Source organism: Mycobacterium europaeum (genome assembly GCF_034555895.2).
GTDB lineage: Bacteria > Actinomycetota > Actinomycetes > Mycobacteriales > Mycobacteriaceae > Mycobacterium > Mycobacterium europaeum.
The window spans coordinates 999,655-1,025,244 of record NZ_CP157315.1 but is presented as its reverse complement, the minus strand read 5'-3'; the positions used below and the strand labels follow the sequence as shown (position 1 = coordinate 1,025,244).

Genomic DNA, 25,590 nt, shown 5'->3' with positions numbered 1-25,590 from the left:
AAGTTAGTGACGATTAACCAACTGGACGGGGGTTCGTCATGACAACGTCCACCTCCGACGACCGGACCGGTCCCCCCGATGCCCCGAAGCGGCGCAGCCAGCTGAAATCCGACCGGCGCCTGCAGCTACTCTCGGCCGCCGAGCGACTGTTCGCCGAGCGCGGCTTCCTCGCCGTGCGGCTCGAAGACATCGGCGCCGCCGCCGGCGTCAGCGGACCGGCGATCTACCGGCACTTCCCCAACAAGGAGTCGCTGCTGGTCGAGCTGCTGGTGGGCATCAGCGCGCGGTTGCTCGCCGGCGCCCGCGACGTGCGGGCCCGCAACTCCGACGCGGCCGCCGCGCTGGACGGATTGATCGATTTTCATCTCGACTTCGCGCTCGGGGAGCCGGACCTGATCCGCATTCAGGACCGCGACCTCGCGCACCTGCCCGAGGCGGCCGAGAAGCAGGTGCGCAAAGCGCAACGCCAGTACGTCGAGGTGTGGGTCGGGGTGCTGCGCGAGCTGAACCCCGACCTGGCCGAGGCCGACGCGCGGTTGACCGCCCACGCGGTGTTCGGCCTGCTGAACTCGACGCCGTACAGCATGAAATCCCCCGACGCCTCCCGCAGCAAGCCTGCCCGCGCCGCGCGATCCCGCGCCGTCATGCGGGCGATGACCGTCGCCGCGCTCGCCGCCGGCAACGAGTGCCCCTGAGCCGCCGGCCGGTGAGGTGAACCACCGGCCCGGCGCCCGGCGCAGGTACTCTGCAATCCATGAGGTGGAGATGAACGATTCACGTCCCACCGACCGGTTCAGTGCTTCTATGCCCGGATCGGGGCAGCAGGGTCCGTGGTACCCGCCCCCGGCCGATCCGGCCTACGCCGATCAGACGCCCTATGCGTCCGCCTACGGCGGGCAGCCTCCGTCATGGGCGAACGACACCAACACCACCAAACAGCTGCCGGCCTACTGGCAACAAGAGCTTCGCCCATCGGGCCAACCGCCTCCCCCGGGCCTGGCTCCCCCGCCGCCGGAAGGCCCGAAGCATCCACCGCGTTGGCTGTGGATCGTCGCCGGTGCGGCCGTGCTGCTCGTGGTCGCCTTGGTCATCGCCCTGGTGCTGGTGAACGACGCGATCAAGACGCAGACCGCCGTCCCGCCGTTGCCCGCCATGCCGGAGACGACTCCGACAGTGCCGAGCCCGTCGACACGCACCTCCCAGCCGCGCATCCCGGCCCCGGTGCCGCCGACCGGCGGCGCGCCGACACCCAGCGAGTCGCCCGGCCCGGCCGCGATGCAGGACATCGTCTACAGCGTGGCCGGCGAAGGCCGCGCGATCAGCATCATGTACATCGACACCGGGGACCTCATCCAGACCGAATTCAACGTCGCGTTGCCCTGGAGCAAAGAGGTCAGCCTGGCCGCGACGGCCGCGCACCCGGCCAACGTCACCATCGTCAACATCGGCCACAACGTCACCTGTTCGGTCACCGTCAACGGCGTGCAGATGAGCAAGCGCGTCGGCGTGGGCCTGACGATCTGCGACGCCAGGCGCTAAGCGCCTACGTCGGTTCGGCCGCGAAGGCGCCGCGCGCCGGCACCCGAACCGCCAGCATGGCGAGCAGTCCGGCGATCAGCACCAGCGAGATGCCGCCCAGGCCGGCGCGCACGGCGCCGAATATGTCCACGAACACGGAGAACAACCACGGCGCGACGAACGCCACCGCCCGGCCGGTCATCGTGTACAGGCCGAAGGCGACGCCCTCCCGGCCATGCTTGGCCATTTGCAGCAGCAGGGCGCGGGAGGACGACTGCGACGGACCGATGAACATGCACAGCAGCAGGCCGCATACCCAGAAGGCCACCGCACCCGACAGCAGCATCAGGGTCAGGCCCAGGACAACGATCGCGACCAGCGATCCCACGATGACGGGCTTCGACCCGATCCGGTGATCGACGAACCCGCCCAGCACGGCGCCCACCGCGGCCACCACGCTGGCCACCACACCGAAGATGAGCACGTCGCCCTGTGAGATGCCGTAGACGTTGACGCCGAGCACGGCGCCGAAGGCGAAGATCGCCGCCAGCCCATCCCGGAAAAGCGCGCTCGCGAACAGGAAGTAGACCAGGTTGCGGTCGCGCCGCCATTCGGCGGACACCTCCGTGAACAGCTTGCGGTAGCCGCCGAGCATGCTCGTCGGCGCGTGCACCTCGGCCGAGTCGGGAAGCCGGTGTGCGACGAACAGCAGTGGCAGGGCGAAGATCGCCAGCCAGGCCGCCGCGACCAGCATCGCCTCCCGGACGTAGAGGCCATCGTGAAGCGGCGCCCGCAGCAGCCCCCGCGTCGCGTGCGGCCCGGAGCCGGACCCGGAGATGAACCCGGTGTAGACGACCAGCAGGAGCAGGACACTGCCGACGTAACCCGCCGCCCAGCCCAGCCCGGAGATCCGGCCGGCGGTCTGTGGCGTCGAAAGTTGGCGCAGCATGGCGTTATACGGGACGCTGGCCAGGTCGCCGCACGCCGCCGTCGCGCCCATCAGCACCAGCCCCGCCCACAGGTAGCCGGGGCGGTCGTGGATGAAGAACATCCCGCACGTGAGCACGACGGCCAGCGCGGTCAGCACACTCAGCGCCACCCGCCTGCGATGCGGGGATTCCACCCAGACGCCGACGGCCGGCGCCAGCAGCGCGACGGTCAACCCGGCGATCGCCGCGGCGCGCCCCAGCCAGCTCGCCGGCGTGGTGCCGCCGGAGATGCCTATCCCCACGCTGCTGGTCAGGTACACGGCGAAGACGAAGGTCGCCACGATCGCGTTCAGGCCGGTGGAGCCGCAGTCCCACAGCGCCCAGGCCACCACCCGGGATGGCGCGGGCGTGAGGGAACGCGACGACGGCTGGCCCATGCCCGGCAGCCTATTGGTTCCCGCAGCGACCCGCCGCGCCCGGCTACGCCGCGCTCGCGATCGCTGCGATTGGTTCCCGCAGCGACCCGCCGCGCCCGGCTACGCCGCGCTCGCGATCGCTGCGATTGGTTCCCGCAGCGACCCGCCGCGCCCGGCTACGCCGCGGCGGCTGTCTACGATTGCCTCATGCCGATCCCCGCTCCCAGCCCGGACGCGCGCGCCGTCGTCACCGGCGCTTCGCAGAACATCGGTGAAGCCCTGGCCACTGAACTGGCCGCGCGCGGCCACAGCCTGATCGTCACCGCCCGGCGCGAAGACCTGCTCAACGCGCTGGCTGCCCGCCTGAGCGACAAGTATCGCGTCGCGGTCGACGTGCGTCCCGCCGACCTGGCCGACCCCGGCGAACGGGCGAAACTCTGCGACGAACTGGCCGCCCGGCCCATCTCGATCCTGTGCGCCAACGCCGGTACCGCGACGTTCGGTCCGGTGGCGACGCTGGACCCCGCGGTCGAGAAGGCCCAGCTGCAGCTGAATGTGCTGGGCGTGCACGACCTCGCGCTCGCGGTGCTGCCCGGCATGGTCGAGCGCAGGGCCGGCGGCATCCTGATTTCGGGCTCGGCGGCGGGCAATTCGCCGATCCCCTACAACGCGACCTATGCGGCTAGTAAGGCGTTCGCGAACACCTTCAGCGAGTCGCTGCGCGGCGAGCTGCGCAACTCGGGTGTGCACGTGACGCTGCTGGCGCCGGGACCGGTGCGCACCGATCTGCCCGATGACGCCGAACGGTCGCTGGTCGAACGGCTGGTGCCGGACTTCCTGTGGATCTCGACCGAGCACACCGCCAAGCTGTCGCTGGATGCGTTGGAGCGCAACAAGATGCGGGTGGTACCGGGCCTGACGTCCAAGGCGATGTCGGTGGCCAGCGGGTACGCCCCCCGCGCTATCGTCGCGCCTATCGTGGGCAGCTTCTACAAGAAGCTCGGCGGCGGGTAGGGGTCAGCGGCGCCGGCGCCGGCCGTTGCCGAACAGGTTCTTCGTAATCTCGCGTATTGCCGTGTTGATGCCGCTTTTCACGGTGGGGTTGTTCAGCACTTCCTCCCACATCGCCGGCCCTTTGGGCTCCGCGGGCTGCGGCATCGGTGGGGGCGGCTCGTTCGGCGGGACCGGCGGGTAGTCCGACTGGGCCTGCGGTGGCTGCGGCGAACCGGCGTGTCCGTCCCCGGCGGCGGCCGGCGGCTGCGCCGGCCGTTGAACCGTTTGGCCGTATTTCGCCTGCAGCGGACTGTCTTTCGCCGCCTGCGCGATCGCGTCGTCACCGATCGACGCCATCAACGAGCGTGGCACCCGCATCCGCGTCCACGCGACGGGTGTGGGCGCGCCCTTCTCGGACAGCACGGTGACGACGGCCTCTCCGATACCCAGCGACGTCAACGCCGATTCCAGTTCGTACACATCGGTTTTCGGATAGGTCCGCACCGTCTTGGCCAACGCCTGTTGGTCGTCGGGGGTGAATGCCCGCAGCGCGTGCTGGATTCGGGCACCCAGTTGGGACAGCACGTCATTGGGAAGGTCCGTCGGCAACTGCGTGCAGAAGAACACCCCGACGCCCTTCGAGCGGATCAGCTTGACGGTCTGCTCGACCTGCTCGAGGAATGCCTTGGACGCGTCGGCGAACAACAGGTGCGCCTCGTCGAAGAAGAAGACCAGCTTGGGTTTGTCGACGTCACCGACCTCGGGCAGCACCGTGAACAAATCGGCGAGCACCCACATCAGGAACGTGGAGAAGATGACCGGACGCAGCGACTGGCCGCTGAACTCGAGCAGCGAAACGATGCCGCGTCCCTGATCGTCGACGCGCAGCAGATCCTGGGGATCGAGCTTCGGCTCGCCGAAGAACGTGTCACCGCCCTCGGCAGCGAGATTCACCAGCGCGCGCAGGATGACGCCCGCCGTCGTCGGCGAGACACCGCCCAGCGATTTCAGGTCCGCCTTACCCTCATCGCTTGTCAGGTGGCCGATGGCGGCGCGCAGATCATCCAAGGTGACCAGCGGACGGTTCGCGGCTTTGGCCCAGTGGAAGATCAGGCCCAGGGTCGACTCCTGAGTGGGGTTGAGCCCCAGCACTTTCGACAACAGAACCGGGCCGAAGCTGGCAACGGTCGCGCGGACCGGGACACCCACTCCGCCGGTGCCCAGCGACAAGAACTCGACCGGGAATCCGGTCGCCGCCCAGTCATCGCCGGTGTCTTTGGCGCGCGCCGCGGTCTTCTCGTTGGCCTCCCCCGGCCGGGCCAGGCCCGACAGGTCGCCCTTGACGTCGGCCATCATCACCGCGACGCCCGCGGCGCTGAGTTGCTCGGCGATCAGCTGCAGCGTCTTGGTCTTGCCGGTTCCCGTGGCGCCGGCCACCAGGCCGTGCCTGTTGATCGTCGACAGCGGAATGCGTATCCGGGCCGTCGGGTCGGCCGCTCCCTCGATGACGACCGTTCCCAGTTCGAGCGCCTGCCCGTCCACGGCGTAACCGTTCGCGATCCTGCGGGCGGGCGTCTCCGCCGATTCGGTGCTCATCGTGCTGCGCCCCCGTTCTCCACTGGTTCGGCATGCGGTACGGCAACGCTCACCCTACTTCTCCGGTGGAGTTGGGGGCGACGGGCAACATAAGCGCCGCGTGGGCCTAATGTGAGCGCTGTGCGAGACGAGTTGGTGTGGATCGACTGCGAGATGACCGGGCTGGATCTCGGATCGGACAAGCTGATCGAGATCGCGGCCCTGGTCACCGACGCCGATTTGAACGTCCTGGGCGACGGCGTCGACGTGGTGATCCACGCCGACGAGTCCGCCCTGTCGTCGATGATCGACGTCGTCACCGAAATGCACACGCGTTCAGGGTTGATCGACGAGGTGAGGGCGTCCACCGTCGACCTGGCGACCGCCGAGGCCATGGTGCTCGACTACGTCAGCAAGCACGTCAAGCAACCCAAGACGGCGCCGCTGGCGGGCAATTCCATCGCCACCGACCGCGCGTTCATCGCCCGCGACATGCCCGCGCTGGACGCGTTCCTGCATTACCGGATGATCGACGTGAGCTCCATCAAGGAGCTCTGCCGGCGTTGGTATCCGCGCATCTACTTCGGCCAGCCGGTCAAGGGGCTGGCCCACCGAGCGCTGGCCGACATTCATGAATCCATCCGCGAGCTGCGGTATTACCGCCGGACCGCGTTCGTCGCCCCGCCGGGGCCGTCTACCAGCGAGATCGAGGCCGTGGTCGCCGATCTGGACCGCGGAGCGGGCGCACCGGGACCGATCGATTCGGCCCCCGAGCCACCGACCGGCTAGTATCGACGTCGCCGCTCGTTGGCCTCACGGCCAGAGGGCGGCAATGGTGGCTGTAGTTCAGCTGGTAGAGCACCAGGTTGTGATCCTGGGTGTCGCGGGTTCGAGTCCCGTCAGCCACCCCAATCGGCCGGAAGGCCGCTTCCTGACCGCACGTCAGGTGTTGGCGTTGCCCGCTTTCCACTGCGCCCACGGGATGTTCCAGTCGCCCAGCCCCTCGGTGCCCGGCAACGTCGGCCCCACGGTGTTGATCACCTCGACGATGTCGCCGCTCTTGCTGTGGTCGTAGAACCACTCGGCGTTGCTGGGACTCACGTTCAGGCACCCGTGGCTGGTATTGGTGTGGCCCTGCGCACCGACGGACCAGGGCGCGGAGTGCACGAAGACCCCGCTGTAGGACATCTGGGTGGCCCAGTCGACTTCGGTGCGATATCCATTGGGCGAGTTGACCGGAACGCCATAGGTCGACGAATCCATGATGATGTGCTTGAACCGGCCGCCGATGATGTAGAACCCGTTGTCGGTCGGTGTGCTGTCCTTGCCCATCGACGTCGGCATCGTCCTGACCACTTCGCCGTTGACGCGCACGGTCACCGTCTTGGTGGTGTCGTCGGCGGTCGAGATCACCTCGTCGCCGATGGTGAAGTGCGTCTTGACGTTGTCCTCACCGAACATGCCGTCACCCAGGTCGACGCCGTAGGTGTTGACCGCCACGTCGATGGTCGTCCCCGATTTCCAGAAATGTTCCGGGCGCCAACGCACTTCGCGGTTGTTGAGCCAATAGAACGCGCCCTCGACGGGCGGGTTGGTGGTGATCTTGATCGCCTTTTGCGCCGCGACCCGATCGGCGATGTTCTCGTCGAAGCGGATCGCCACCGGCTCGCCGATCCCGACGACGTCACCGTCGCCGGGATAGACGTAGGGCATGGTCAGGTGAGCGGGCGAACTGGTCTGGAAGGTCATCTGCCGATTCGCGGCGCCCCCCATGCCCAGCGCTTTGGCGCTCAAGGTGTAGCGCCTGTTGTAGCCCAGTTGCTCGGTAGTCGACCAGCGCAGGCCGTCGGGGCTCAGCTGACCGCTGATCGACTTGCCGTTCTCGTTGACCATGGTGACCGACGCGAGAACGCCGTCGGCGACGCTGACCGTCACCGGTGCATCCACGGTGACGCCGACGGCGCCGTCGGTCACCGAGGCGGTGAGCTTGGGGACGAGCAGATCGGCAAATGGAGTGCCCTTGTCGAAGATGACCTTCGCCGGCGCCGCGGTGTGGCCGCCACCGCAGGCGACGCCGAACACAGCAAGCGAAGCGATCGCGACAGCCAGCCACGATCGTCGTCTGCGCAAAGGCGTCATCGAGTGACCTTCCATGCAAACCGATGTAGTTGGTCACCGCTGACCAGAAACAGTGGATGCATTCTAATGGGTTTTTGCCGGCGCGCATGCCGGCCTCGGCCGGTCCGCGACGTGGTGTTGCGGACCCGTGATCAGGCCGGTTGGCCCACCCTGTCGTGCAGTTCGGCCTCGACCCGATCGCGCGTGGCGACGGCCTCGACGCGCGCGAGTTGGACGATGGAAACCGCGACCACCAGGACGGCCACCGCCAAGGCGACCATTCCTGCGCGACCGGCGTCCAACGTCTCGTCGAGCACGACAACCCCCAGCCCGGCCCCCACGACCGGCTGCGACACCTCCAGCGTGGGCATCGACGCGGTCAACGGCCCGGCCCGAAACGCCGCCTGGCTCCACAGCACCCCGCCCACGACGACCAGGATCGCCGCGTAGAGCTCCGGGGTTCGGATCACCGCCCATCCGCCATCACCGAGCCGGGCGACGACCTGCTTGGCCAGCACCGCGAAGACCCCCCACAGCGAACCGGACACCAGGGCGAACAGCACCGCGGCCGCGGCGCCACCGAAGATGCGGCCCGCGACGATGCAGGCGACCAACAGCGGGCCGAGGGTGACGGCCACCGCGGCCCAGGTGCCAAGCGGCGCGGACGCGTGACCGGCCTGCGGATTTCCGACGACGACGATCACGGTCACCGCGGCGGTGAGCAAGCCGGCCCACATCCACTCGGCCCCGGTCACCCTGCGATGGAACAACCGGGCGTTGATCGGCAGCGCGAACAGCAGCGAGAACATCAGCAGCGCCTGAACCAACAGCACCGAACCCTGACCCAAAGCGGCCGCCTGCAACGCGACGCTCCCGGCGAGCAGCAGCGCGCCCCACCACCACCGCCGGTTGCGCAGCAGGCTGGCGAACAGCGCGACGTGGCCGACCGAGCGGTCCTCGAGGCAGTGCGCCGCGCGTTGCTGCAGCACGTCGCCCATCGCGACGCACAGCGCCGAAGCCAGCGCCAGCAGCACGGCGATATCGGTCTTGGTCATCATGGCTTCTCCGTCGATATCGGATGGGGCCGCGAATACCTTTGCGGCGCAGCGAATTCCGCTGGATCAACCACGGTTTGTCGCGGCTTTGGTGGGCCACCTCCGGATCGAGGGGCGCTGCGACTCGGGGGCGTCAGCCGCCCAGCGCCGCCGCCCCACCGCGGCGGCCGCATCTTCACCGGTCTCGGACCGCTCCCGCAGCCACTCCAGCGGTTTGGGCGCCCACCACGTCCACCGGCCGAGCAGGTGGATGAACGCCGGAACCAGGACCATCCGCACCAGGGTGGCGTCGGCCAGCACGGCAAGGGTCAGGCCGACGCCCAGCATCCGCATGAACGACACGTGCGCCGGTATCAGGGCGGCGAACGAGATCGACATCACCAGCGCGGCGGTGGTGACCACCCGGCCGATGCCGGCGATGCCCAATGCCGTGCTCTCGTCCGTGGCGGCGCGCGCCTCCGCGGCGGTCGGCGGCGTGTCCTGGATCGCCTGCGAGGCCAGCCAGTATTCGTGGATCCGCGACACCAGGAACACCTCATAGTCCATGGCCAGCCCGAAGGCGATGCAGAACAACAGCACGGGGATGTTCGCGTTCAACGTCCCGTTGGGGGTGGTCCCCAGCGCACCCAGGTTGCCGTCCTGGAAGATCCACGCCATGGCCCCGAACGCGGCCGTCAGCGACAGCAGGTTGCACACCAGCGCCTGCAGCGGCAGCACCGCGCTGCCTGTCAGCAGAAACAGCAGCGCGAACGTGATCACGGCGATCAACCCGAACACGAGCGGCAACCGCTTGGTGATCGCGCCGACGCTGTCGCGGTTGATCTGGGCCAGCCCGGTCATCTCCACCGACCGGCCCGCCGGTCCGGGGACCTTGTGCAGTTGGTCCAGCTGGGTGTTCGAGGCCGGCGAATAGAGCGGTGCGCTGCTGGTCACCGTCAGGAAGGCGCTGCCGTTGGCCGCACCGGTGGCCGCGGCGGGCGGTCCCACCAGGTGACCCGCGACGAACGTGCCGGTCGGGGCGGTGACCGCGGACACGTCGGTCACCCGCGACAGGGCGGCGGCGTAGCGGTCCAGGTCAGCGGGCCCGATGCCCCGGGCGTCGGGAACGACCGCGGTGACCCCGGTCCCGAATCCGTTGGCGAAATCGTTGTCCAGCATGTCGGCGACCTGGCGCGCCGACGCCGACGGGGGCAGCACGCGCTCGTCGGGAAAGCCCCACTTCACGCCCAGGAACGGCGCCCCCAGCAACAGCAGTAACGCGACGACGCCCAGACCGGCCGGCAGGGAGTGGCGCAGCACGTACCGCGTCGAGCGGTACCAGAACTGCTCCTCGAGCGGCTTGTGCGCGTGATCCCGGAACGACCGCTGCCCGTGCAAGATGCGATGCAACAGCGGACGCGCGTCGAGCGCGTCCAGCCGGGGCCCCAGCAGCGCGATCGCGGCCGGGGTGACCACGACGGCCGACACCGCGACGAGGACCGCGGTGGCCACGATGGTGTAGGCCGAGGATCTCAAAAAGTACATCGGGAACACGGCCATCACGGCCATCGACAATCCGACCGTGGTCGCGGAGAACAGCACCGTCCGACCGGCGGTGGCCATGGTCCGCATCAGCGCCCGCTCCCGGTCGCCGCTGCGGGCCAGCTCCTCGCGGTAGCGGCTGATGATCAGCAGGTTGTAGTCGATCGCCAGGGCAAGCCCCATCGCGATGCTCAGGTCCAGCGCGTACGTCGACACGTCGGTCGCGAAGCTGATCAGCCGCAACACCGACATCGTGCACACGATCGCCAGGGTGCCCAGCACGATCGGCAGCGCCGCCGCGACCACGCCTCCCAACACCCAGACCAGCACCGCGAAGCTCAGCGGGATCGCGATGGACTCCATCAACAGCAGGTCGCGCTCGTTCTGGTCGTTGATCTGGGCGTAGGCCACCGCCATGCCCCCGGCGCGCACCGTGACGCCGTCGCGGTCGTGCACCAGTTCGTCGGTGAGGGTGCTGGCGTATTTCTGGGCGTCGTTCTCCCCGCCTTTCAAGCCGGCCACGATCATCCCGGATTTCTGGTCTTTGCTGACCAGCTGGGCGGCGGCCTGGGGCGGTGAGGTCCACGCCGAGGAGACATTCAAGACGTCCGGCGACGTCTTCAGGCGGTTCGCGATGTCGGTTCCGACGTCGCGTGCCTGACGGCTCTGGACGCCGGCCGGGGCGGTCACCACGATCAGCATTTGCTGATCGGTCTGGTTGAACTTGTCGCGCAGCACGTTGGTCGCCCGGGCCGACTCCGAGGTCGGGTCCTGAAATCCGCCGCCCGACAGGCTGTTGATCACCGGGAGTCCGAACACCGCCGCCCCGACCAGCACCAAGACGGCGACCGCGATGATGCGGCGCGGCGCGGCGATGGCCAGGCGGGTGAGTGCTTGCAGCATCGTTGGTCCTTTCAGTGCTAACTCCCCCGGCGTATCCCTATACCCGAACGAGGCCGCCTGACCCACCTTCGTCGGAGGCGGCCCGGCCACGTTTGGCAATTCGGCACTCGGGTAACGAACGGAAGGGGCGCCCTCACTACGTCGTTCGCAGGGCGGAGCGCCGGTTTGGCTGGGCTATAAGCGGATTGGATGAGCGATGAACTCGACCGAAAACGCCATCAGCATGAGACATCCGACCGTGGACGACCTGCAGGCCGTCTACGAGAATCAGGCTCGCACGTTCGGGGATCCGGTCGACGAGCATGCCGTGGAAGCGTGGAAACGGCGCGTCGACATCAACGACATCCTGGTGGCCGAGGACGTCTCCGATCCGCATCGGCCGTTGCTGGTGGGGACATCGATCATCTATCCCACGCAGCTGACGGTGCCGGGCGGCGCCAGCCTGCGGGCCGCGTGGCTGACGATGATCGCGGTCGCGTCAACGCATCAGGGCAAGGGGGTCTGGGGACAGCTCAGCGCCAAGGGGCTGGGCATACTCATCGACCGCGGTTATCCGATCGTCTTCGGGGTGCCGACCCAGACCGCGATGTACGACGGGTTCGGCGCCGGCGTGGCGAGCTACCTCCGCAGCTACCGCATCGACCGCCGGTTCGCAAAGCTGCGAAACCGGCCGAGCCAGATCCGGGCTCGCGAGGTGCACACCGCCGAGGCGCGGCACCTGCTGCCGGAAATCTACGAAAGATGGTGCGCCACAACGCCTGGCGCGGTGACCCGCAACGACGCCTGGTGGGCGGACTACTTGGCGGACAGGCCGACCGAGCGGGCCACCGGGACCGCGTTGAACTACACGATCCATCCGGACGGCTTCTTGACGTACCGCGTCGTCGGCCAGTCGAACCACGGGTACCGGCCCCCGCTGGGCAACGTGGTCGTCCAAGATTTCTGCCCTGTCACCGACGAGGCACACACCGAGTTGCTGCACACGTTGTCGGCCTTGGAGATGTTCGACAGCGTCGAGATCGACGTGCCGGTCGACGATCCGCTGCCGCTCAAGCTCACCGACCTGCGGGCCGCGGAAACCATCGGGGTGGACGATTTCCTGTGGGTCCGGATCAACGACGTCCCCGAGGTGCTGGGCGCCCGCGCCTATGCCGCCGACATCGAGGTCACCCTGGAGGTCGACGACCCGCTCGGCCTGGCGGGCGGGCAATTCCTGCTGCAGGCCCGTGACGGCGTGGCGAAGTGCACGCCGCACGACGGTCCCGCCGACGTGAAGATCGGCCTGGCCGACCTGGCCACGATCTACATGGGCGCCCACAGCGCCTCCGGACTCAGCCGCGCGGGCCGGATCACCGAGCTGCGGCCGGGTACGCTCCGCCAGCTGGGCGTCGCCTTCGCCACCGACCGGGCCCCGTACTGCGGGACGCTCTTCTGAGGCGTTCAACGCGCTGATGTGCTGCGCACCAGGCTCTTTCATCGACCAACAGCGCGGGAACCGCCGGGCTCTCGGCAAACATCCCACCCCACGTGGCGGCGTTGTCTATCCTGGAGGGGATCGGAGGATTTCGCGCCGCGGCAGGACGCCTGTTATTGTCGCGTACGCGGTCTCGGCCGTCGAAAGCGCCGTTAGCTCAGTTGGTAGAGCAGCTGACTCTTAATCAGCGGGTCCGGGGTTCGAAACCCTGACGGCGCACCACAGAGGGCATTTCAGGGCGTGTTTCCGCCCTCGACCAGCATGGATGCTCTGGCTATCGCGCCGGGCTCGAGGGCCTGGTCGCCAAACGCCTGGCCTCGGGCCGTCGCGGCGGCGCCTGAGGTGTCCGTGCGACCCCGCGGCGCCTTTGCCCCAGCCGGCCGGACTTGGACGTCGGGATCGGCGTCAGCCATTCGGCGACGAGCAATGACGGTGGTATGCGCGCCGTGCGGGAGCGATGTAGCGATACGGCCCGCCGCCGAATCCTCAGTGCCGGTGGATCTTTCCGCGACCTGCGGCCCCGGCGCGCTCGGCGCAGCCGCGGGACGGCGACATCCCGGTGCCCGTTCAGAACGGTACGGGCGCCGGCATGACCCGACCGGTCAGCGGTTGCGCACCCGGTGCACCACCACGACGACCACCAGGACACCGACGCCGGCCAGGGTCACCGTCACCGCTGGTTTCTTGACGAACTCGATCGCCTTCGCCTTCAGGTCGTCGGCGAGGCGGCGGGGGTTGGCCCGCACGGCGAGGGTGTCGACGGTGGCCGCCAGCTGGTCGCGGGCGACGTCGATGTCCCGCTTGATGGCCTCGGGGTCCCGGTCCGCCACGTGTCTGTCCTCCCAATCGGCCTGATGCACCTGAGGCACTACCCTAGATCAGCTGGCGATAACCCCCACGCTCCGGTGAACAGAAAGGGGCCCAGAAGATGGCCGAGACCACGCGGCTTGCGCCGGGCGACAAAGCGCCCTCCTTCAGCCTGCCCGACGCCGACGGCAACCAGGTGTCGCTGGCGGACTACGAGGGGCGCCGCGTCATCGTGTACTTCTACCCGGCGGCCTCCACGCCGGGCTGCACCAAACAGGCCTGCGACTTCCGCGACAACCTCCACGAACTCGGCGACGCCGGCCTGGACGTGATCGGCATCTCCCCCGACAAGCCGGAGAAGCTGGCCAAGTTCCGCGACGCCGAGAAGCTGACGTTCCCGCTGCTGTCGGATCCCGAGCGCAAGGTGCTGACGGCCTGGGGCGCCTACGGCGAAAAGCAGATGTACGGCAAGACCGTGCGGGGCGTGATCCGCTCGACCTTCGTGGTCGACGAAAATGGCAAGATCGCGCTTGCGCAGTACAACGTGAAGGCCACCGGGCACGTCGCCAAGCTGCGCCGCGACCTCTCCGTCTGACTCCACGCTCTCCCGCCGGCGAGTTCGCATCTGCCGACGCCAATCGATGCCGGCGCGTTCTCGGGCGGCGTGTTCCCTTCTTGTCGGACGCATCGGCGCGGGACCTTGTGCTCTACCCCGCCTTCGTGCATATCCACGATCCTGGGGGTGAAACAGCGCACGCCTGGAGGGGGCCCGACATGAAGCGCGAGGTCTTCAAATTCCTGTGCGGATTCCTTGCCGGGGCCGGCCTGGTGCACGCGAATATCGGCTTTGCAATAGCGGCAGGAACGTTCAACGAGCCGCACTATCTGGGAAAGACGTGGAGCGCCACGTCGCTCTGGATCGTGGCTGCCCTCTATCTCGTCGTCAGCGTTGCCCTCGGCTACCTCGGCTGGACAGGGGCCCGGAGCGACCGCAGATAGTTCCGCCGCCCGTATCGGTCGTGCAGTACAACATCAAGGCTGCCAGCCTCCCGCCGAGATCGACGCCAGCGAAAAGCTCACGCGTACTTCTCCGCGCCGGCGTCGATCTCGACGCCTTACTCGGCCAGATTCGCCAGCAGCAGCGCCTCGGCGATAGCCGCGCGTTCCAGCACGCCCAGGTGCAGGCTCTCGTTGACGCTGTGCGCCTGGGTGCCGGGGTCCTCGACGCCGGTGACGAGAATCTTGGCCTGCGGGAACGCGTCGGCGAACTCGGCGATGAACGGGATGGAGCCGCCCATGCCCATGTCGATGGGCTTCGTCCCCCAGGCCTGCCGGAATGCGGCCCGCGCGGCGTCGTAGACGGGGCCGCTGGCGTCGATGGCGTAGGGCTCGCCGACGTCGCCGCGGCTGACGCTGAGCTGGGCGCCCCACGGGACATGCTTTTGAAGATGAGCGGTCAACGCGTCCAGGTGCGCGTCGGCGTCACCACCGGGCGCGACCCGCATGCTGATCTTGGCGCGGGCACGCGGGATCAGGGTGTTCGACGCTTTGTCGATGGGCGTGGTGTCGATGCCGATCACGGTGACCGCGGGTTTGGCCCATAGCCGCTGCGGGACCGAGCCCGAGCCGATCTCGGACACCCCGTCCAGCAGCCCCGAATCGGCGCGCACCCGCTCGGGCGGGTAATCCACAGTCGCGGCGGTACTTTCGTGTAGGCCCGCGACCGCGACGTTGCCGTCGTCGTCGTGCAGGCTCGCCAGCAGCCGCACCAGCACGCTCAGCGCGTCGGGGACCACCCCGCCCCACAGGCCCGAGTGCAGCCCGTGGTCGAGGGTGGCGACCTCGACCACGCAGTCGACCAGGCCGCGCAGCGAAACCGTCAGCGCCGGAACGTCGGTGCTCCAATTGTCCGAGTCGGCGATGACAATCACGTCGGCGGCCAGCGCGTCGCGATGGGCGGCCAGCAGCCGCCCCAGTGACGGTGAGCCGGATTCTTCCTCCCCTTCGACGAAGACCGTCACCCCCACCGGCGGTTGGCCGCGGTGCGCCCTGAAGGCGGCCAAATGCGTTGCGATACCGGCCTTGTCGTCGGCGCTGCCGCGGCCGTAGAGCCGCCCGCCGCGTTCGGTGGGCTCGAAGGGCGGCGACGCCCACTGGCCGGCATCGCCCTCGGGCTGCACGTCGTGGTGGGCGTAGAGCAGCACGGTCGGCGCACCAGGGGGCGCGGGATGACGCGCGATGACCGCCGGGGCGCCGCCCTCGCTGACGATCTGCACATCGCCAAATCCGGCCTGCGACAGCAGGTCCGCCACCGCCCGCGCGCTGCGGTGCACCTCGTCGCGCCGGCCGGGGTCGGCCCACACCGATTCGATGCGCACCAGGTCCTCGAGGTCGCGGCGCACCGACGGCAACACCTCGCGGACACGCTCCACAAGATCACTCATGCCGTCGAGGCTAGTCGGCGGTCGTCTCCAGGATCGCCACCGCGGCGGCGGTGTCCCCCTCGTGCGTCAGCGACACGTGAATCGTCACGTCAGCCAGGTGTTTGGCGATGTCGCCGCTGAGCCGCACCCGCGGCCGCCCCCACATGTCGGTGACCACCTCGATGTCGCGGTGGATGTCCTCGGGCAGCACGGGCCGTTGCGCGAACCGCGACCCCGACCAGGCCTTGATCACCGCCTCCTTGGCCGCCCAGCGGGCGGCGAGGTGGCGCGCCGCCGACGAGCTCTTGTCCGACGCGTCGCGACGCTCACCGGGTGTGAACGTCTCGGAGAAGACGGTTCCCGGCTGGTCGACCTGCTCGGCGAAATCAGGGATCGAGACGACGTCGATCCCCACACCGACAATTCCCATGGGTGGCCAGGCTAACGGACGGTCGGAGACGTCATCCGGCCGAGACCTCGTAGGCATCGTCCTCGCCCAGCCGAGATGCCGGGTTCAGCAGCATCGCCGCCTCCTGCCGCTTCTCCGGTGCGTCATGGTCGAAGCGACGGTCCGCCGGGCGCTCGTACATCGGCGCGCCGCCGGCGATCGCCGAGGCCAACCGGCGCTGACCGGCCAGCAGCCGCGCCTCCGCGCGCTGCTGGTAGTCCGCGCGCTGCTCGGGGTTCAGGGCGGCGATGAAGGCCTGCGGGTGCACCAGCGCCACCAGTCCGGACACGTGGCCGAACCCGAGGCTGGTCACCATGCCGGCCTTGAGGGGGAACTTCTCGCCGAGCCGCAGGGTGTCACGTACCCAGACGAAGTGGGCCGAGCCGGCCAGCTCGTCGTCGACGCAGTCGAGGCTGCGGTTGGGCGGGATCACCCCGTCGCGCAGCATCTGGCACAGGCCCATCATCTGGAAGACCGCCGCCCCGCCCTTGGCGTGCCCGGTGAGGCTCTTCTGCGACACCACGAACAGCGGGGCGCCCTCCGATCGGCCCAGCGAATCGGCCAGCCGCTCGTGCAGTTCGGTCTCGTTGGGATCGTTGGCCAGCGTGGAGGTGTCGTGCTTGGAGATCACCGCGATGTCGTCGGCGCCGACGCCGAGCTTGGCCAGCGAGCGCGCCAACGCCGATTCCTTGCCGCCGCGGCCGGCGCCCAGCGCGCCCAGACCGGGGGCCGGGATCGAGGTGTGCACGCCGTCGGCGAACGACTGCGCGTAGGCCACCACGGCCAGCACCGGCAGACCCATCTTGAGCGCCAGGTCGCCGCGGGCGAGCAGGATGGTGCCCCCGCCCTGCGCCTCGACGAATCCGAGCCGCCGCCGGTCGTTGGGCCGGGAGAACTTCGAGTCGTGAATGCCCCGGCCCCGCATCATGGACGTGTCGGCCGTGGCCGCCATGTCACCGAAGCCGATGATCGCCTCCAGCGTCAGGTCGTCGAAGCCGCCGGCCACCACCAGTTCGGCCTTGCCGAGGCGGATCTTGTCGACGCCCTCCTCGACCGACACCGCAGCGGTCGCGCACGCACCGACCGGGTGGATCATCGCACCGTAGCTGCCCACGTAGCTCTGGATGACGTGTGCGGCAACAACATTCGGCAGCACTTCCTGCAGGATGTCGTTCGGCTTGTTCCGGCCGAGCAGGTTGCCGTGATACATGGTCTGCATCGACGTCATGCCGCCCATGCCGGTGCCCTGGGTGCTGGCCACCAGGCCCGGGTGCACCCACCGCATCAGTTCGGTCGGGGTGAATCCCGAGGACAGGAACGCATCGACGGTCGCGACGATGTTCCACAGCGCCACCCGGTCGGTGGAGCTGGCCATGTCCTGGCTGATGCCGTACACGGTCGGATCGAACCCGGTGGGGATCTGCGCGCCGACGACCCGCGACAGCTTGGTCTTGCGCGGCACCCGGATCTCGGTGCCGGCCTTGCGCGTCACCTGCCAGTCGCTCGAATCGGGAACCGGGCGGATGACCGTGTGCTCCGGATCGAACTCGACGAATCCGCGAGCGTCGGCCTCCGAGGAGACGACGAAGGTGAAGTCCTTGTCCAGGAACACCGAGACCAGCAACGGCGAGGCGTGATCGGGGTCGATCGCGCCGTCGTCGACGAACTCGCGGATGCCCACCCGCTCCACCACGATGTCGTGGTAGCGCTCCACGAGCTCGGCTTCGTCGACCAGATCGCCGGATTGCGTGTCGTACCAACCGGGTTGGGGGTCGTCCTCCCAGCGGATCAGGCCCGTGGTCCAGGCCAGCTCCAGGACACCCGCCGCCGACAATTCGTTGTCGACCTCCATCTCGAACCGGGTGCGCGACGAACCGTACGGCCCGATCTCGGCGCCACCGACGATGACCACCAGGTCGGCCGGGTCGACGTCGAGGTCGGCCCATTCCGGCGGGGGCGCCGGGCTGAAGCCGCGCGGCGGGGACGGCAGCGCGGCGATGGTGCCTTCGGCCGCAACGCCTTCCGTCGCCTGCTCGCCTGATGTGGCCTGCTCGCGGGCCTTGGCGGACAGCTCGGCCATGTCCAGGTTGGCCTCGCCGAGGCCGCCGGTCAGGTCCGCGTTGATCGGCGCGCCGGCCGCCGCGACCTTGGACTCGACGTCGCACAGGTCCAGTAGCATCGCCGCCATCTCGTCGGTGGAGTAGGTGGTGACACCGGCCTCCTCGACAGCGTCGACGACGGCGTCGTTGTGGCCCATCAGCCCGGTGCCGCGGGTCCAGCCGATGAGCGCGTGCGCCAGGCTGACCCGGGACGCCCAGGAGGACTCGGCGTGCCAACGGCTCACCAGCGCGTCCAGCGCGGACTTGGCTTCGCCGTATGCGCCGTCACCGCCGAACATTCCGCGGTTGGGCGAGCCGGGCAACACGACGTGCAGGCGCGACGCGATGTCGCGCTCGGCGCCGATCTTGGACAGCCCGCCGATCAAGCGCTGCACCGCCCACAGCAACACCTTCATCTCCATCTCGGAGCGCGAACCGGCCTCCGACAGGTCGCCGGCCACGCGGGGCGCCGCGAACGGGAACAGCAGCGTGGGGGTCTGCGCGTCCTTGATGTGGATGGATTGCGGCCCAAGGCTTTCGGTCTGCTCGGTCCCGATCCATTCGACCAGTGCGTCGATATCGGAGTAGGACGCCATGTTGGCGGCGACGACCCACAGGGCCGCGCCGTACCGGGCGTGGTCCCGATACATCCCGCGGTAGAACGCCAGCCGCTCGTCGTCGAGCTTCGACGTGGTGGCGATGACGGTGGCTCCACCGTCGAGCAGCCGCGCGACCACCGACGCCGCGATCGAACCCTTCGAGGCGCCCGTCACCACGGCAACCTCGTTGCGGTAGGGGCCGGGGTCGGGGTTCTCCGCGCCGGCGGCGATGCGGCCGTACAGCGATGCGTGAATCTGGCGGCCGGCTGCCAGCGACTTGCCCTGCCACCAGGTGGCCTGGGTGGCCACGACGTGGCCTGCGCCCTCGAACCTTTCGGACAGGCTTTGCCACCGGGCGTCGATGTCGCCCTCGTCGGTCAGCCAGAGCTTGACCAGGTCCTCCCGCGCGCTCGCCCACCGGTCGTCGAACACGACGGCCTTCTTGGCGTCGAACGCCGGCGCGACCAGACGTGGCCAGTCCGCGCCGAGTTCGGCGGTGACCAGGTCGATGAGTTCGGCGTCCGTGGTCGTCGGCATGGCGCTGACGGGATCGTCGTGGCCCAACTGGTTGAGGATCAGCCGGGCCGCCGAGGCGAGCACGCCGTCACGGCCGGTGATCTGGTCGGTGAACTCGCTCAACGCGGCCGCGTCGACGGTCGCACCGCCACCGCCACCCGACGACGGCAGCGCCACCGCGATGCCGCGGCGCGCGGCGAGCGCGGCCACCGCGGCGTCGATGACCTTGTCGACCGAGGCCGCATCGGCCAGGGCGCCCTCGTGCAGGTGACCCATGGCGCCGCCCCGCACGCTGGTGCCCTCGCGGGTCCCCAACGCCACTTCGACCGTGACGTGCTTGGCCCAACCGTCGCCGAGCTCCCACGTCTTCTTGACGCGCTCGGCGATGGCGGCCGGCCGCTTGCCCGAGGGTCCCAGCACCGTGCGCAGCTGGTCGTTGATCGCGTCGGAGAGCACTGGGCCGAAAGGCTTGTACGTGCGCGCCAGCTTGGTCACCTGCGACCGCAGACCGGCCAGGTCGGCCTCGGCGGCGCCGTCGATGGCGCCCAGGTTCAGCTCCGAACCCAGGTCGACCAGCAGCTGGTTGCGCCGCGACGAGGCCCCGTCGGTGATGGACTCGATGGAGTCCAGCTCCTCGATCTGGTCGATGCGCATCTTGGCCGACAGCGCGATCAACGCCAGGGTGGCGTCGGCGGCGTCGAAGACGATGTCATCGGGACGAGGGCCTCCGGACGGTGCCGACACCGGCGCCGGCGCGGCCTCCACGGGGGTTGCCCCGGCGTCCGACGCGATCGCCGGCTCTTCCTCCGGCTCCGGCTCCGGGTCGGTGTCGGTGGCGAACAACACGGCGGCGTCGCGCTCGGCGTTGAGCACTTCGACTGTGCTGTGGGCATATTCGGGCAGCTTGAGGGTGTTGGTGGCCAGTCCGGCGACGGTCGGCGCCGACTTCACCCCGATCTCGACGAACCGCTCCACGCCCAGACCGCCCGCGGCCTCTTCGGTGAACAGCAGGTCCTGGGTTTCGATCCAGCGCACCGGGCTGGCGAACTGCCACGCCAGCAGCTCGATCAAGACGATGCGCGCCATCTCGTTGCGGCGCTCGCTCAGCCAGGTGTCGTAGTCGGCGAGGATCTGATCGAGCGGCTCGGCGGGCACCAGGTCCCGGATCTCCTGGATGAAGTCGCGGTCCAGGGTGAACGGACGGGGCACCAGGTTGGGGATGTAGCGCCCGATGATGACGTCGGGATCCTTGTCGCGCGGCATGACCCGTTCCAGGGAGCGGCGGAACTCCGCGACCCCGACGCGCAGCACCCGCGAGTGGAACGGCACGTCGATGCCCGGCACGAGAATGAACGAGCGCTTGCCGCCGGTGAGCTCACGACGCCGCTCCACCTCGGCTTCGAGTTCCTCCAGCCCGCGGACCGTGCCGGCGATCGCGTACTGCGAGCCGCGCAGGTTGAAGTTCACGATCTCCAGGAATTCCCCGGTGCGGTCGGCGATCGCGGCCACGAAGCCGGGCACCTCGTCGTCCGGCAGGTCGATCTGCGACGGCCGGATCGCCGCCAGCCGGTAGTTGGAGCGGCCCAGCTCGTCGCGAGGAACGATGTCGTGCATCTTGGAGCCGCGGTGAAACACCGTCTCCAGCAACGCTTCCAGCTCATAGATGCCGGTCACGCAGGCCAGCGCCGTGTACTCGCCCACGGAGTGGCCGCAGGCGATGGCGCCCTCGACGAAGGCGCCCTGCTCACGCATCTCGGCGACCTGCGCCGCCGCCACGGTCGCCATCGCGACCTGGGTGAACTGCGTCAGGTACAGCACGCCCTCGGGGTGGTTGTAGTGCACACCGCTGGCGATGATGCTGGTCGGGTTGTCGCGCACCACGTGCAGCACCGAGAAGCCGAGCGTGTCGCGGGTGAACTTGTCCGCTTTGTCCCACACCTTGCGGGCGGCCTTGGACCGGGCGCGGACGTCCATGCCCATGCCCTTGTGCTGAATCCCTTGACCGGGGAAGGCGTACACCGTGCGCGGGGCGGCCAGGCGCGCCGTCGCCGACATCACCAGATCGGATCCGATGCGGGCGGCGACGTCCAAAACCTCAGCGCCCTGGTCGATTCCGACGCGCTCGACGCGGAAGTCGACCTCGTCGCCGGGGCGCACCATGCCCAGGAAGCGGGCGGTCCAGCCGACCAGGCGCGCCGGGGGGCGTGCCTGGCCGTCGGTGGCCGTCACCGCGTGCTGCGCGGCCGCCGAGAGCCACATGCCGTGCACGATGGGCGATTCCAGGCCGGCCAGCAGTGCGGCCGCCCGGTCGGTGTGGATCGGGTTGTGGTCACCGGACACCACGGCGAACGGCCGCATGTCGACGGGGGCGGTCAACCGGACGTCGCGGCGGCGACGACGCGGGGTGTCGGTCGCGTTCTCCGACACCGCGCCGCCGGCCCGCACCGGCTCGGTGAGCTCGGCGGCACCGGTGCGGCCCAGGATCGCGAACCGCTCATCGAGAGTGGCGATCGGCGCGCCGCCGGCGTCGGCGATCGTGACCGCGACCCGGACGACACGGCCCATGTCGGTGTCAATGGCCGCCGAAGCCGTTGCGGCGATCGACAACTCGGCCGGCACCTTCGGTAGCGCGCCGACCACGTGGGCCGCATGGTCGAGGTGCACCAGACTGAGCAGGCCCTCGACGACCGGGACGCCGGTGTCGGTGACCGCCGAGCCGATCGCCGCGAAGACGGCGGGCCAGCAGAGCCCGACGAGCGCGTCGGGCACGGTCGTGAGGCCGGGCGCCAGCGGCTCCCCGAAGGTGGCCGTGACCCCGGTGTGGTCGGCGACCCGCTCCGGATCCCAGCCCACCGTCACGCTGGCCGTCCCGTCGACGACCGCCGGCAAGAGCTCCGGCCCGTCGACACCGGCGGCGATCGCCAGCACCGCACGCATGGCGGTCGCGGCGTCCTCGGTGGACACCACCGGAGTTCCGCCGTCAATGGTGTTGGGGGGCAAGGTGAACGGGATGTCGATCCAGGTCCCCGACACCGGAACGCTCAGCACCACCCGGTCGCCGTCGACCTCGAGCCGCGCCCCGGTGGACGAGTGTGTGGCCCGGCGACTCTCGGGCCCGTCGTGAACGAGCCAGTCGGCGGGGTCGGCGATCCGGTGGACCGGGTTGATCGCGGTGCGGCCGGCCCACTGCACGTCGGGGGCGTCGAGCACGACGGCCAGCGGTCCGGTCACGTCGGGGCGGCCCATCCGGCGCGACGCGACGGTGCGGGGCTGCCCGTTGGACGACAGCACCTCGTCGATGGCGGCTTGCTCGAAGCGGTCCAGCAATTCACCGACGGGTTCGTCCATCCGGGTGATGCCGGCCACGGCCGCGGTGCCCGGGATGATGCACACCTGGTCGGCGTCGTAGCGGGCGTCGTGGGCCTGCCACAGCGAGTCGCTTCGCCACCAGCGCCGCACGTCCTTGTCGATGACCGGCACGAAGTTGACCGGCTTCCCCGGCGTCTTGCAGAGCGTGACGAAGAAGGGGACGTCGGCCGGGTGCAGCTGTACGGTCTCGGCATCGGGGTATTCGCCGACGAGCGTGGCGATGGCCTGCTCGGGGCTTTCCAGCAACGCCGGGTCCGCGAACAGCGTGGCGATCGGACCGGAATCGTTTGCGTGCAAACGGGCTTCGGCCCGCTGCAACATCTGCTGGAAGCGGTCGCGCCAGGTGTCGGCCAGCCAGGGGCTGCCCGGCGCGGCGGTGTCGGCGGTGGAGTCGCCCGCGCCGATGGCCAGCTCCACGTAGCGTTGCAGCCACTGCAGGTAGGTCATGTCGGCGACGTCGCCGAAGTACGGCTTGGCGGTGTTCGCCATCGCCGCGATGATCTCGTCGCGACGCTCGGCGACGGCATCCGCGTCACCGGCGACCTCGTCGAGGAGCCGGCCGCACCGCGACGCGCTGTTGTCGATCTCGTGGATGTCGGCACCGAGCTGGCTGCGGCTGGAAGCCATGCCGCCCACGGCTTTTCCGGCGCCCACCCACTGGTCGGTGCCTTGGGTCTCGACCAGCATCCGCTTGACCGACGGCGAGGTGGTGGCCTCCTTGGTCGCCATCGCCGCGGTGCCGACCAGGATCCCGTCGATCGGCATCAGCGGGAAGCCGTACGCCTGCGCCCACCGCCCGGACAGGTACTCGGCCGCCCGCTCTGGGGTGCCGATGCCGCCGCCGACACAGACGGTGATGTTGGGACGCGACCGCAGCTCGGAATACGTTGCCAGCAGCAGATCGTCGAGGTCTTCCCATGAGTGGTGGCCACCGGCGCGTCCACCCTCGATGTGCATGATGACCGGCTTGGTGGGCACCTCGGTGGCGATGCGGATGACCGAGCGGATCTGCTCGACCGTGCCGGGCTTGAACACGACGTGGCTGATGCCGACGTCGTTCAGCTCCTCGATCAGGTCGACGGCGTCCTCGAGGTCGGGGATGCCGGCACTGATCACCAGGCCGTCGATCGCCGCACCCGACTGACGCGCCTTCTGCACCAACCGCTTTCCGCCGACCTGCAGCTTCCACAGGTAGGGGTCGAGGAACAGCGCGTTGAATTGATAGGTGCGGCCCGGCTCGAGCAGGGTGGCCAGTTCCTCGATGCGGCCCGCGAAGATCTCCTCGGTGACCTGCCCGCCGCCGGCCAGTTCCGCCCAGTGCCCGGCGTTGGCCGCGGCGGCGACGATCTTGGCGTCGACGGTGGTCGGGGTCATGCCCGCGAGCAGGATCGGCGAGCGGCCCGTCAGCCGGGTGAACTTCGTCGAGAGCTTGACCCTGCCGTCGGGCAGGCGAACGACGGTCGGGGCGTAGGTCGACCATGCCCGCGCCACCTCGGGGACGGCCCCGACGGTGAAGAGGTTGCGCTGACCGCCGCGGGTCGCGGCGGGCACGATGCCGACGCCCAGTCCGCGGATGACGGGCGCCGTCAGCCGGGTCAGGATGTCGCCGGGACCCAGGTCCAGGATCCAGCGCGCACCGGCCTCGTGCACACGGCTGATCTCCTCGACCCAGTCGACGCGTCGCACCAGGATCGCTTCGGTCAGCTCGCGGGCCAGGGCGACGTCCAGGCCCACCTTCTCGGCCCAGCCGCCGACGATGTCGATGCCGTCGGCCAGCCGCGGCGTGTGGAAGCCGACCTCCACCTGCACCGGATCGAAGACCGGCGAGAACACGTCCCCACCGCGCAGCTTGTTCTTGCGATCGGCCTCTTCCTTCTCCGAGATCTGCTGGCAATACAGCTCGAAGCGGGACAGTTGTTCGGGCGTCCCGGTGATCACGACCGAACGCCGGCCGTTGCGGATGGACAGCACGGGCGGCAGCACGGTGCGGACATCCTGAGAGAACTCGTCGAGCAGCCGGCTGATGCGTTCGGGGTCGGCGTTGGTCACCGACACCATCGGGGGGCGATCGCCGAGCACGGAGATTCCGCGCCGGCGGGCCACCAGCGTCCCGGCCGCGCCGATGAGCTGGGCCATCGCCAGCAGCTCGGCGTCGCGGGCACCCGCCGCCTTGAGCACCTCGACGGCGAGCACGCCTTGGGAGTGCCCGGCGATCGCTACCGGCGGGGTCGCGTCGAGGTCCATGCCCTGGCGCGCCAAAGCGCGGACGGCCGCGATCTGAGTGAGCAGCACGCCGGGGATCGACACCGCGGCCGACGTCAGGTGCTTGTCCGACGGCACCGGGTCCTCGGCCGCCAGCGCGCGCACCCACGTGAGCGGCTCGAAACCGATCGGGCGCACCACCACCAATTCCTTGGCCACCGGCTCGAGCAGCAGCTCGACCTCACCGACCAGCGTTGCCAGGTCCGATTCGATCCCGGCCGACGAGACGAGTTCTTCGAGGGTTTCCAGCCAGGCGCTGCCCTGGCCGCCGAACGCAACGGCGTACGGCTCGCCGGCCGTCAGACGGTCGACCAGAGCGTGGGCTTCCCCGGCTGCCGCGTGGGGGCCATTTCCATCGCGATCAGCGGACACCCGGTCGTGCTCATGGATCGTCACCTTCTATGTCTCCCTGTATGCGTCTTTACGTATCGGTTCGTTCGGCCGGTCATCACCGGCGGGCGGGTTCGGCGATTCCGCGTCGAATCAGAGCCGGGAAACGGCTGACCGGTGTGTTGTCGCGGACCGCCCGTGTGGGTCGAGCGGCGCGGCGGACTGCATCGGCTGC

General features: G+C 69.3%; 16 protein-coding genes and 2 tRNA genes. 9 read left to right on the top strand and 9 right to left on the bottom strand.

Annotated features, from left to right (window positions below; genetic code table 11):
* The first annotated feature begins 38 nt into the window (after positions 1 to 38).
* Positions 39 to 695 carry an SACE_7040 family transcriptional regulator gene (locus tag U8D42_RS04960; RefSeq protein ID WP_322859027.1) on the top strand — a complete coding sequence of 219 codons (657 nt, stop codon included), beginning with the start codon at positions 39 to 41 and terminating at the stop codon, positions 693 to 695.
* Positions 696 to 759: 64 nt separating this feature from the next.
* Complete coding sequence (locus U8D42_RS04955; RefSeq protein WP_322859028.1) at positions 760 to 1,539, top strand: MmpS family transport accessory protein; 780 nt, start codon at positions 760 to 762, stop codon at positions 1,537 to 1,539.
* Positions 1,540 to 1,543: 4 nt separating this feature from the next.
* Here the strand turns inward: U8D42_RS04955 and U8D42_RS04950 are convergent, their stop codons facing one another.
* Positions 1,544 to 2,884: an MFS transporter gene (locus U8D42_RS04950; protein WP_322859029.1), complete on the bottom strand. Its 1,341-nt coding sequence runs from the start codon at positions 2,882 to 2,884 to the stop codon at positions 1,544 to 1,546.
* 186 nt (positions 2,885 to 3,070) lie between these two features.
* Between U8D42_RS04950 and cmrA the strand changes: the two genes are divergently transcribed.
* Entirely contained in the window at positions 3,071 to 3,877 is an 807-nt protein-coding gene (cmrA, locus tag U8D42_RS04945) for a mycolate reductase (RefSeq protein ID WP_322859030.1), read from the top strand.
* A gap of 3 nt (positions 3,878 to 3,880) precedes the next feature.
* On the opposite strand, the gene U8D42_RS04940 is transcribed toward cmrA, so the two are convergent.
* Complete coding sequence (locus tag U8D42_RS04940) at positions 3,881 to 5,452, bottom strand: helicase HerA-like domain-containing protein (RefSeq protein WP_322859031.1); 1,572 nt, start codon at positions 5,450 to 5,452, stop codon at positions 3,881 to 3,883.
* A gap of 120 nt (positions 5,453 to 5,572) precedes the next feature.
* Between U8D42_RS04940 and orn the strand changes: the two genes are divergently transcribed.
* Complete coding sequence (gene orn, locus U8D42_RS04935; protein WP_322859032.1) at positions 5,573 to 6,220, top strand: oligoribonuclease; 648 nt, start codon at positions 5,573 to 5,575, stop codon at positions 6,218 to 6,220.
* A 46-nt stretch (positions 6,221 to 6,266) separates the two neighbouring features.
* A tRNA-His gene (locus U8D42_RS04930) sits at positions 6,267 to 6,342 on the top strand.
* A gap of 31 nt (positions 6,343 to 6,373) precedes the next feature.
* On the opposite strand, the gene U8D42_RS04925 is transcribed toward U8D42_RS04930, so the two are convergent.
* The 3 genes from U8D42_RS04925 to U8D42_RS04915 all read right to left on the bottom strand — a co-directional run bounded on the left by U8D42_RS04925 (position 6,374) and on the right by U8D42_RS04915 (position 11,028).
* Positions 6,374 to 7,585, bottom strand: a complete 1,212-nt coding sequence (locus U8D42_RS04925) for a L,D-transpeptidase (RefSeq protein ID WP_322859033.1) — start codon at positions 7,583 to 7,585, stop codon at positions 6,374 to 6,376.
* A gap of 116 nt (positions 7,586 to 7,701) precedes the next feature.
* The gene (locus U8D42_RS04920) at positions 7,702 to 8,604 is read right to left on the bottom strand and encodes a DMT family transporter (protein ID WP_090421592.1); all 903 of its coding nucleotides are present in this window, start codon (positions 8,602 to 8,604) and stop codon (positions 7,702 to 7,704) included.
* 66 nt (positions 8,605 to 8,670) lie between these two features.
* The gene (locus U8D42_RS04915; protein WP_322859034.1) at positions 8,671 to 11,028 is read right to left on the bottom strand and encodes an MMPL family transporter; all 2,358 of its coding nucleotides are present in this window, start codon (positions 11,026 to 11,028) and stop codon (positions 8,671 to 8,673) included.
* A 196-nt stretch (positions 11,029 to 11,224) separates the two neighbouring features.
* Here U8D42_RS04915 and U8D42_RS04910 point away from each other — a divergent pair, with 196 nt between their 5' ends.
* Both U8D42_RS04910 and U8D42_RS04905 read left to right on the top strand, forming a co-directional pair.
* The gene (locus U8D42_RS04910) at positions 11,225 to 12,463 is read left to right on the top strand and encodes a GNAT family N-acetyltransferase (RefSeq protein ID WP_322859035.1); all 1,239 of its coding nucleotides are present in this window, start codon (positions 11,225 to 11,227) and stop codon (positions 12,461 to 12,463) included.
* Between the two features lie 185 nt (positions 12,464 to 12,648).
* Positions 12,649 to 12,724: transfer RNA gene (locus tag U8D42_RS04905), tRNA-Lys, on the top strand.
* Positions 12,725 to 13,104: 380 nt separating this feature from the next.
* Here the strand turns inward: U8D42_RS04905 and U8D42_RS04900 are convergent.
* On the bottom strand, positions 13,105 to 13,332 hold the full coding sequence (locus U8D42_RS04900; protein WP_067947172.1) for a DUF3618 domain-containing protein: 228 nt from the start codon (positions 13,330 to 13,332) through the stop codon (positions 13,105 to 13,107).
* A gap of 98 nt (positions 13,333 to 13,430) precedes the next feature.
* Here U8D42_RS04900 and bcp point away from each other — a divergent pair, with 98 nt between their 5' ends.
* Both bcp and U8D42_RS04890 read left to right on the top strand, forming a co-directional pair.
* On the top strand, positions 13,431 to 13,904 hold the full coding sequence (gene bcp, locus U8D42_RS04895; RefSeq protein ID WP_322859036.1) for a thioredoxin-dependent thiol peroxidase: 474 nt from the start codon (positions 13,431 to 13,433) through the stop codon (positions 13,902 to 13,904).
* 179 nt (positions 13,905 to 14,083) lie between these two features.
* On the top strand, positions 14,084 to 14,308 hold the full coding sequence (locus U8D42_RS04890; protein ID WP_322859037.1) for a hypothetical protein: 225 nt from the start codon (positions 14,084 to 14,086) through the stop codon (positions 14,306 to 14,308).
* Between the two features lie 116 nt (positions 14,309 to 14,424).
* On the opposite strand, the gene U8D42_RS04885 is transcribed toward U8D42_RS04890, so the two are convergent.
* Genes U8D42_RS04885 through U8D42_RS04875 form a run of 3 tightly spaced genes read right to left on the bottom strand, consistent with a single transcriptional unit; the run spans position 14,425 to position 25,421 of the window.
* Positions 14,425 to 15,753, bottom strand: a complete 1,329-nt coding sequence (locus tag U8D42_RS04885; RefSeq protein ID WP_322859038.1) for a dipeptidase — start codon at positions 15,751 to 15,753, stop codon at positions 14,425 to 14,427.
* A gap of 10 nt (positions 15,754 to 15,763) precedes the next feature.
* On the bottom strand, positions 15,764 to 16,162 hold the full coding sequence (gene acpS / locus U8D42_RS04880) for a holo-ACP synthase AcpS (protein WP_046182674.1): 399 nt from the start codon (positions 16,160 to 16,162) through the stop codon (positions 15,764 to 15,766).
* Positions 16,163 to 16,193: 31 nt separating this feature from the next.
* Entirely contained in the window at positions 16,194 to 25,421 is a 9,228-nt protein-coding gene (locus U8D42_RS04875) for a polyketide synthase (protein ID WP_322859039.1), read from the bottom strand.
* Positions 25,422 to 25,590 lie beyond the last annotated feature (169 nt).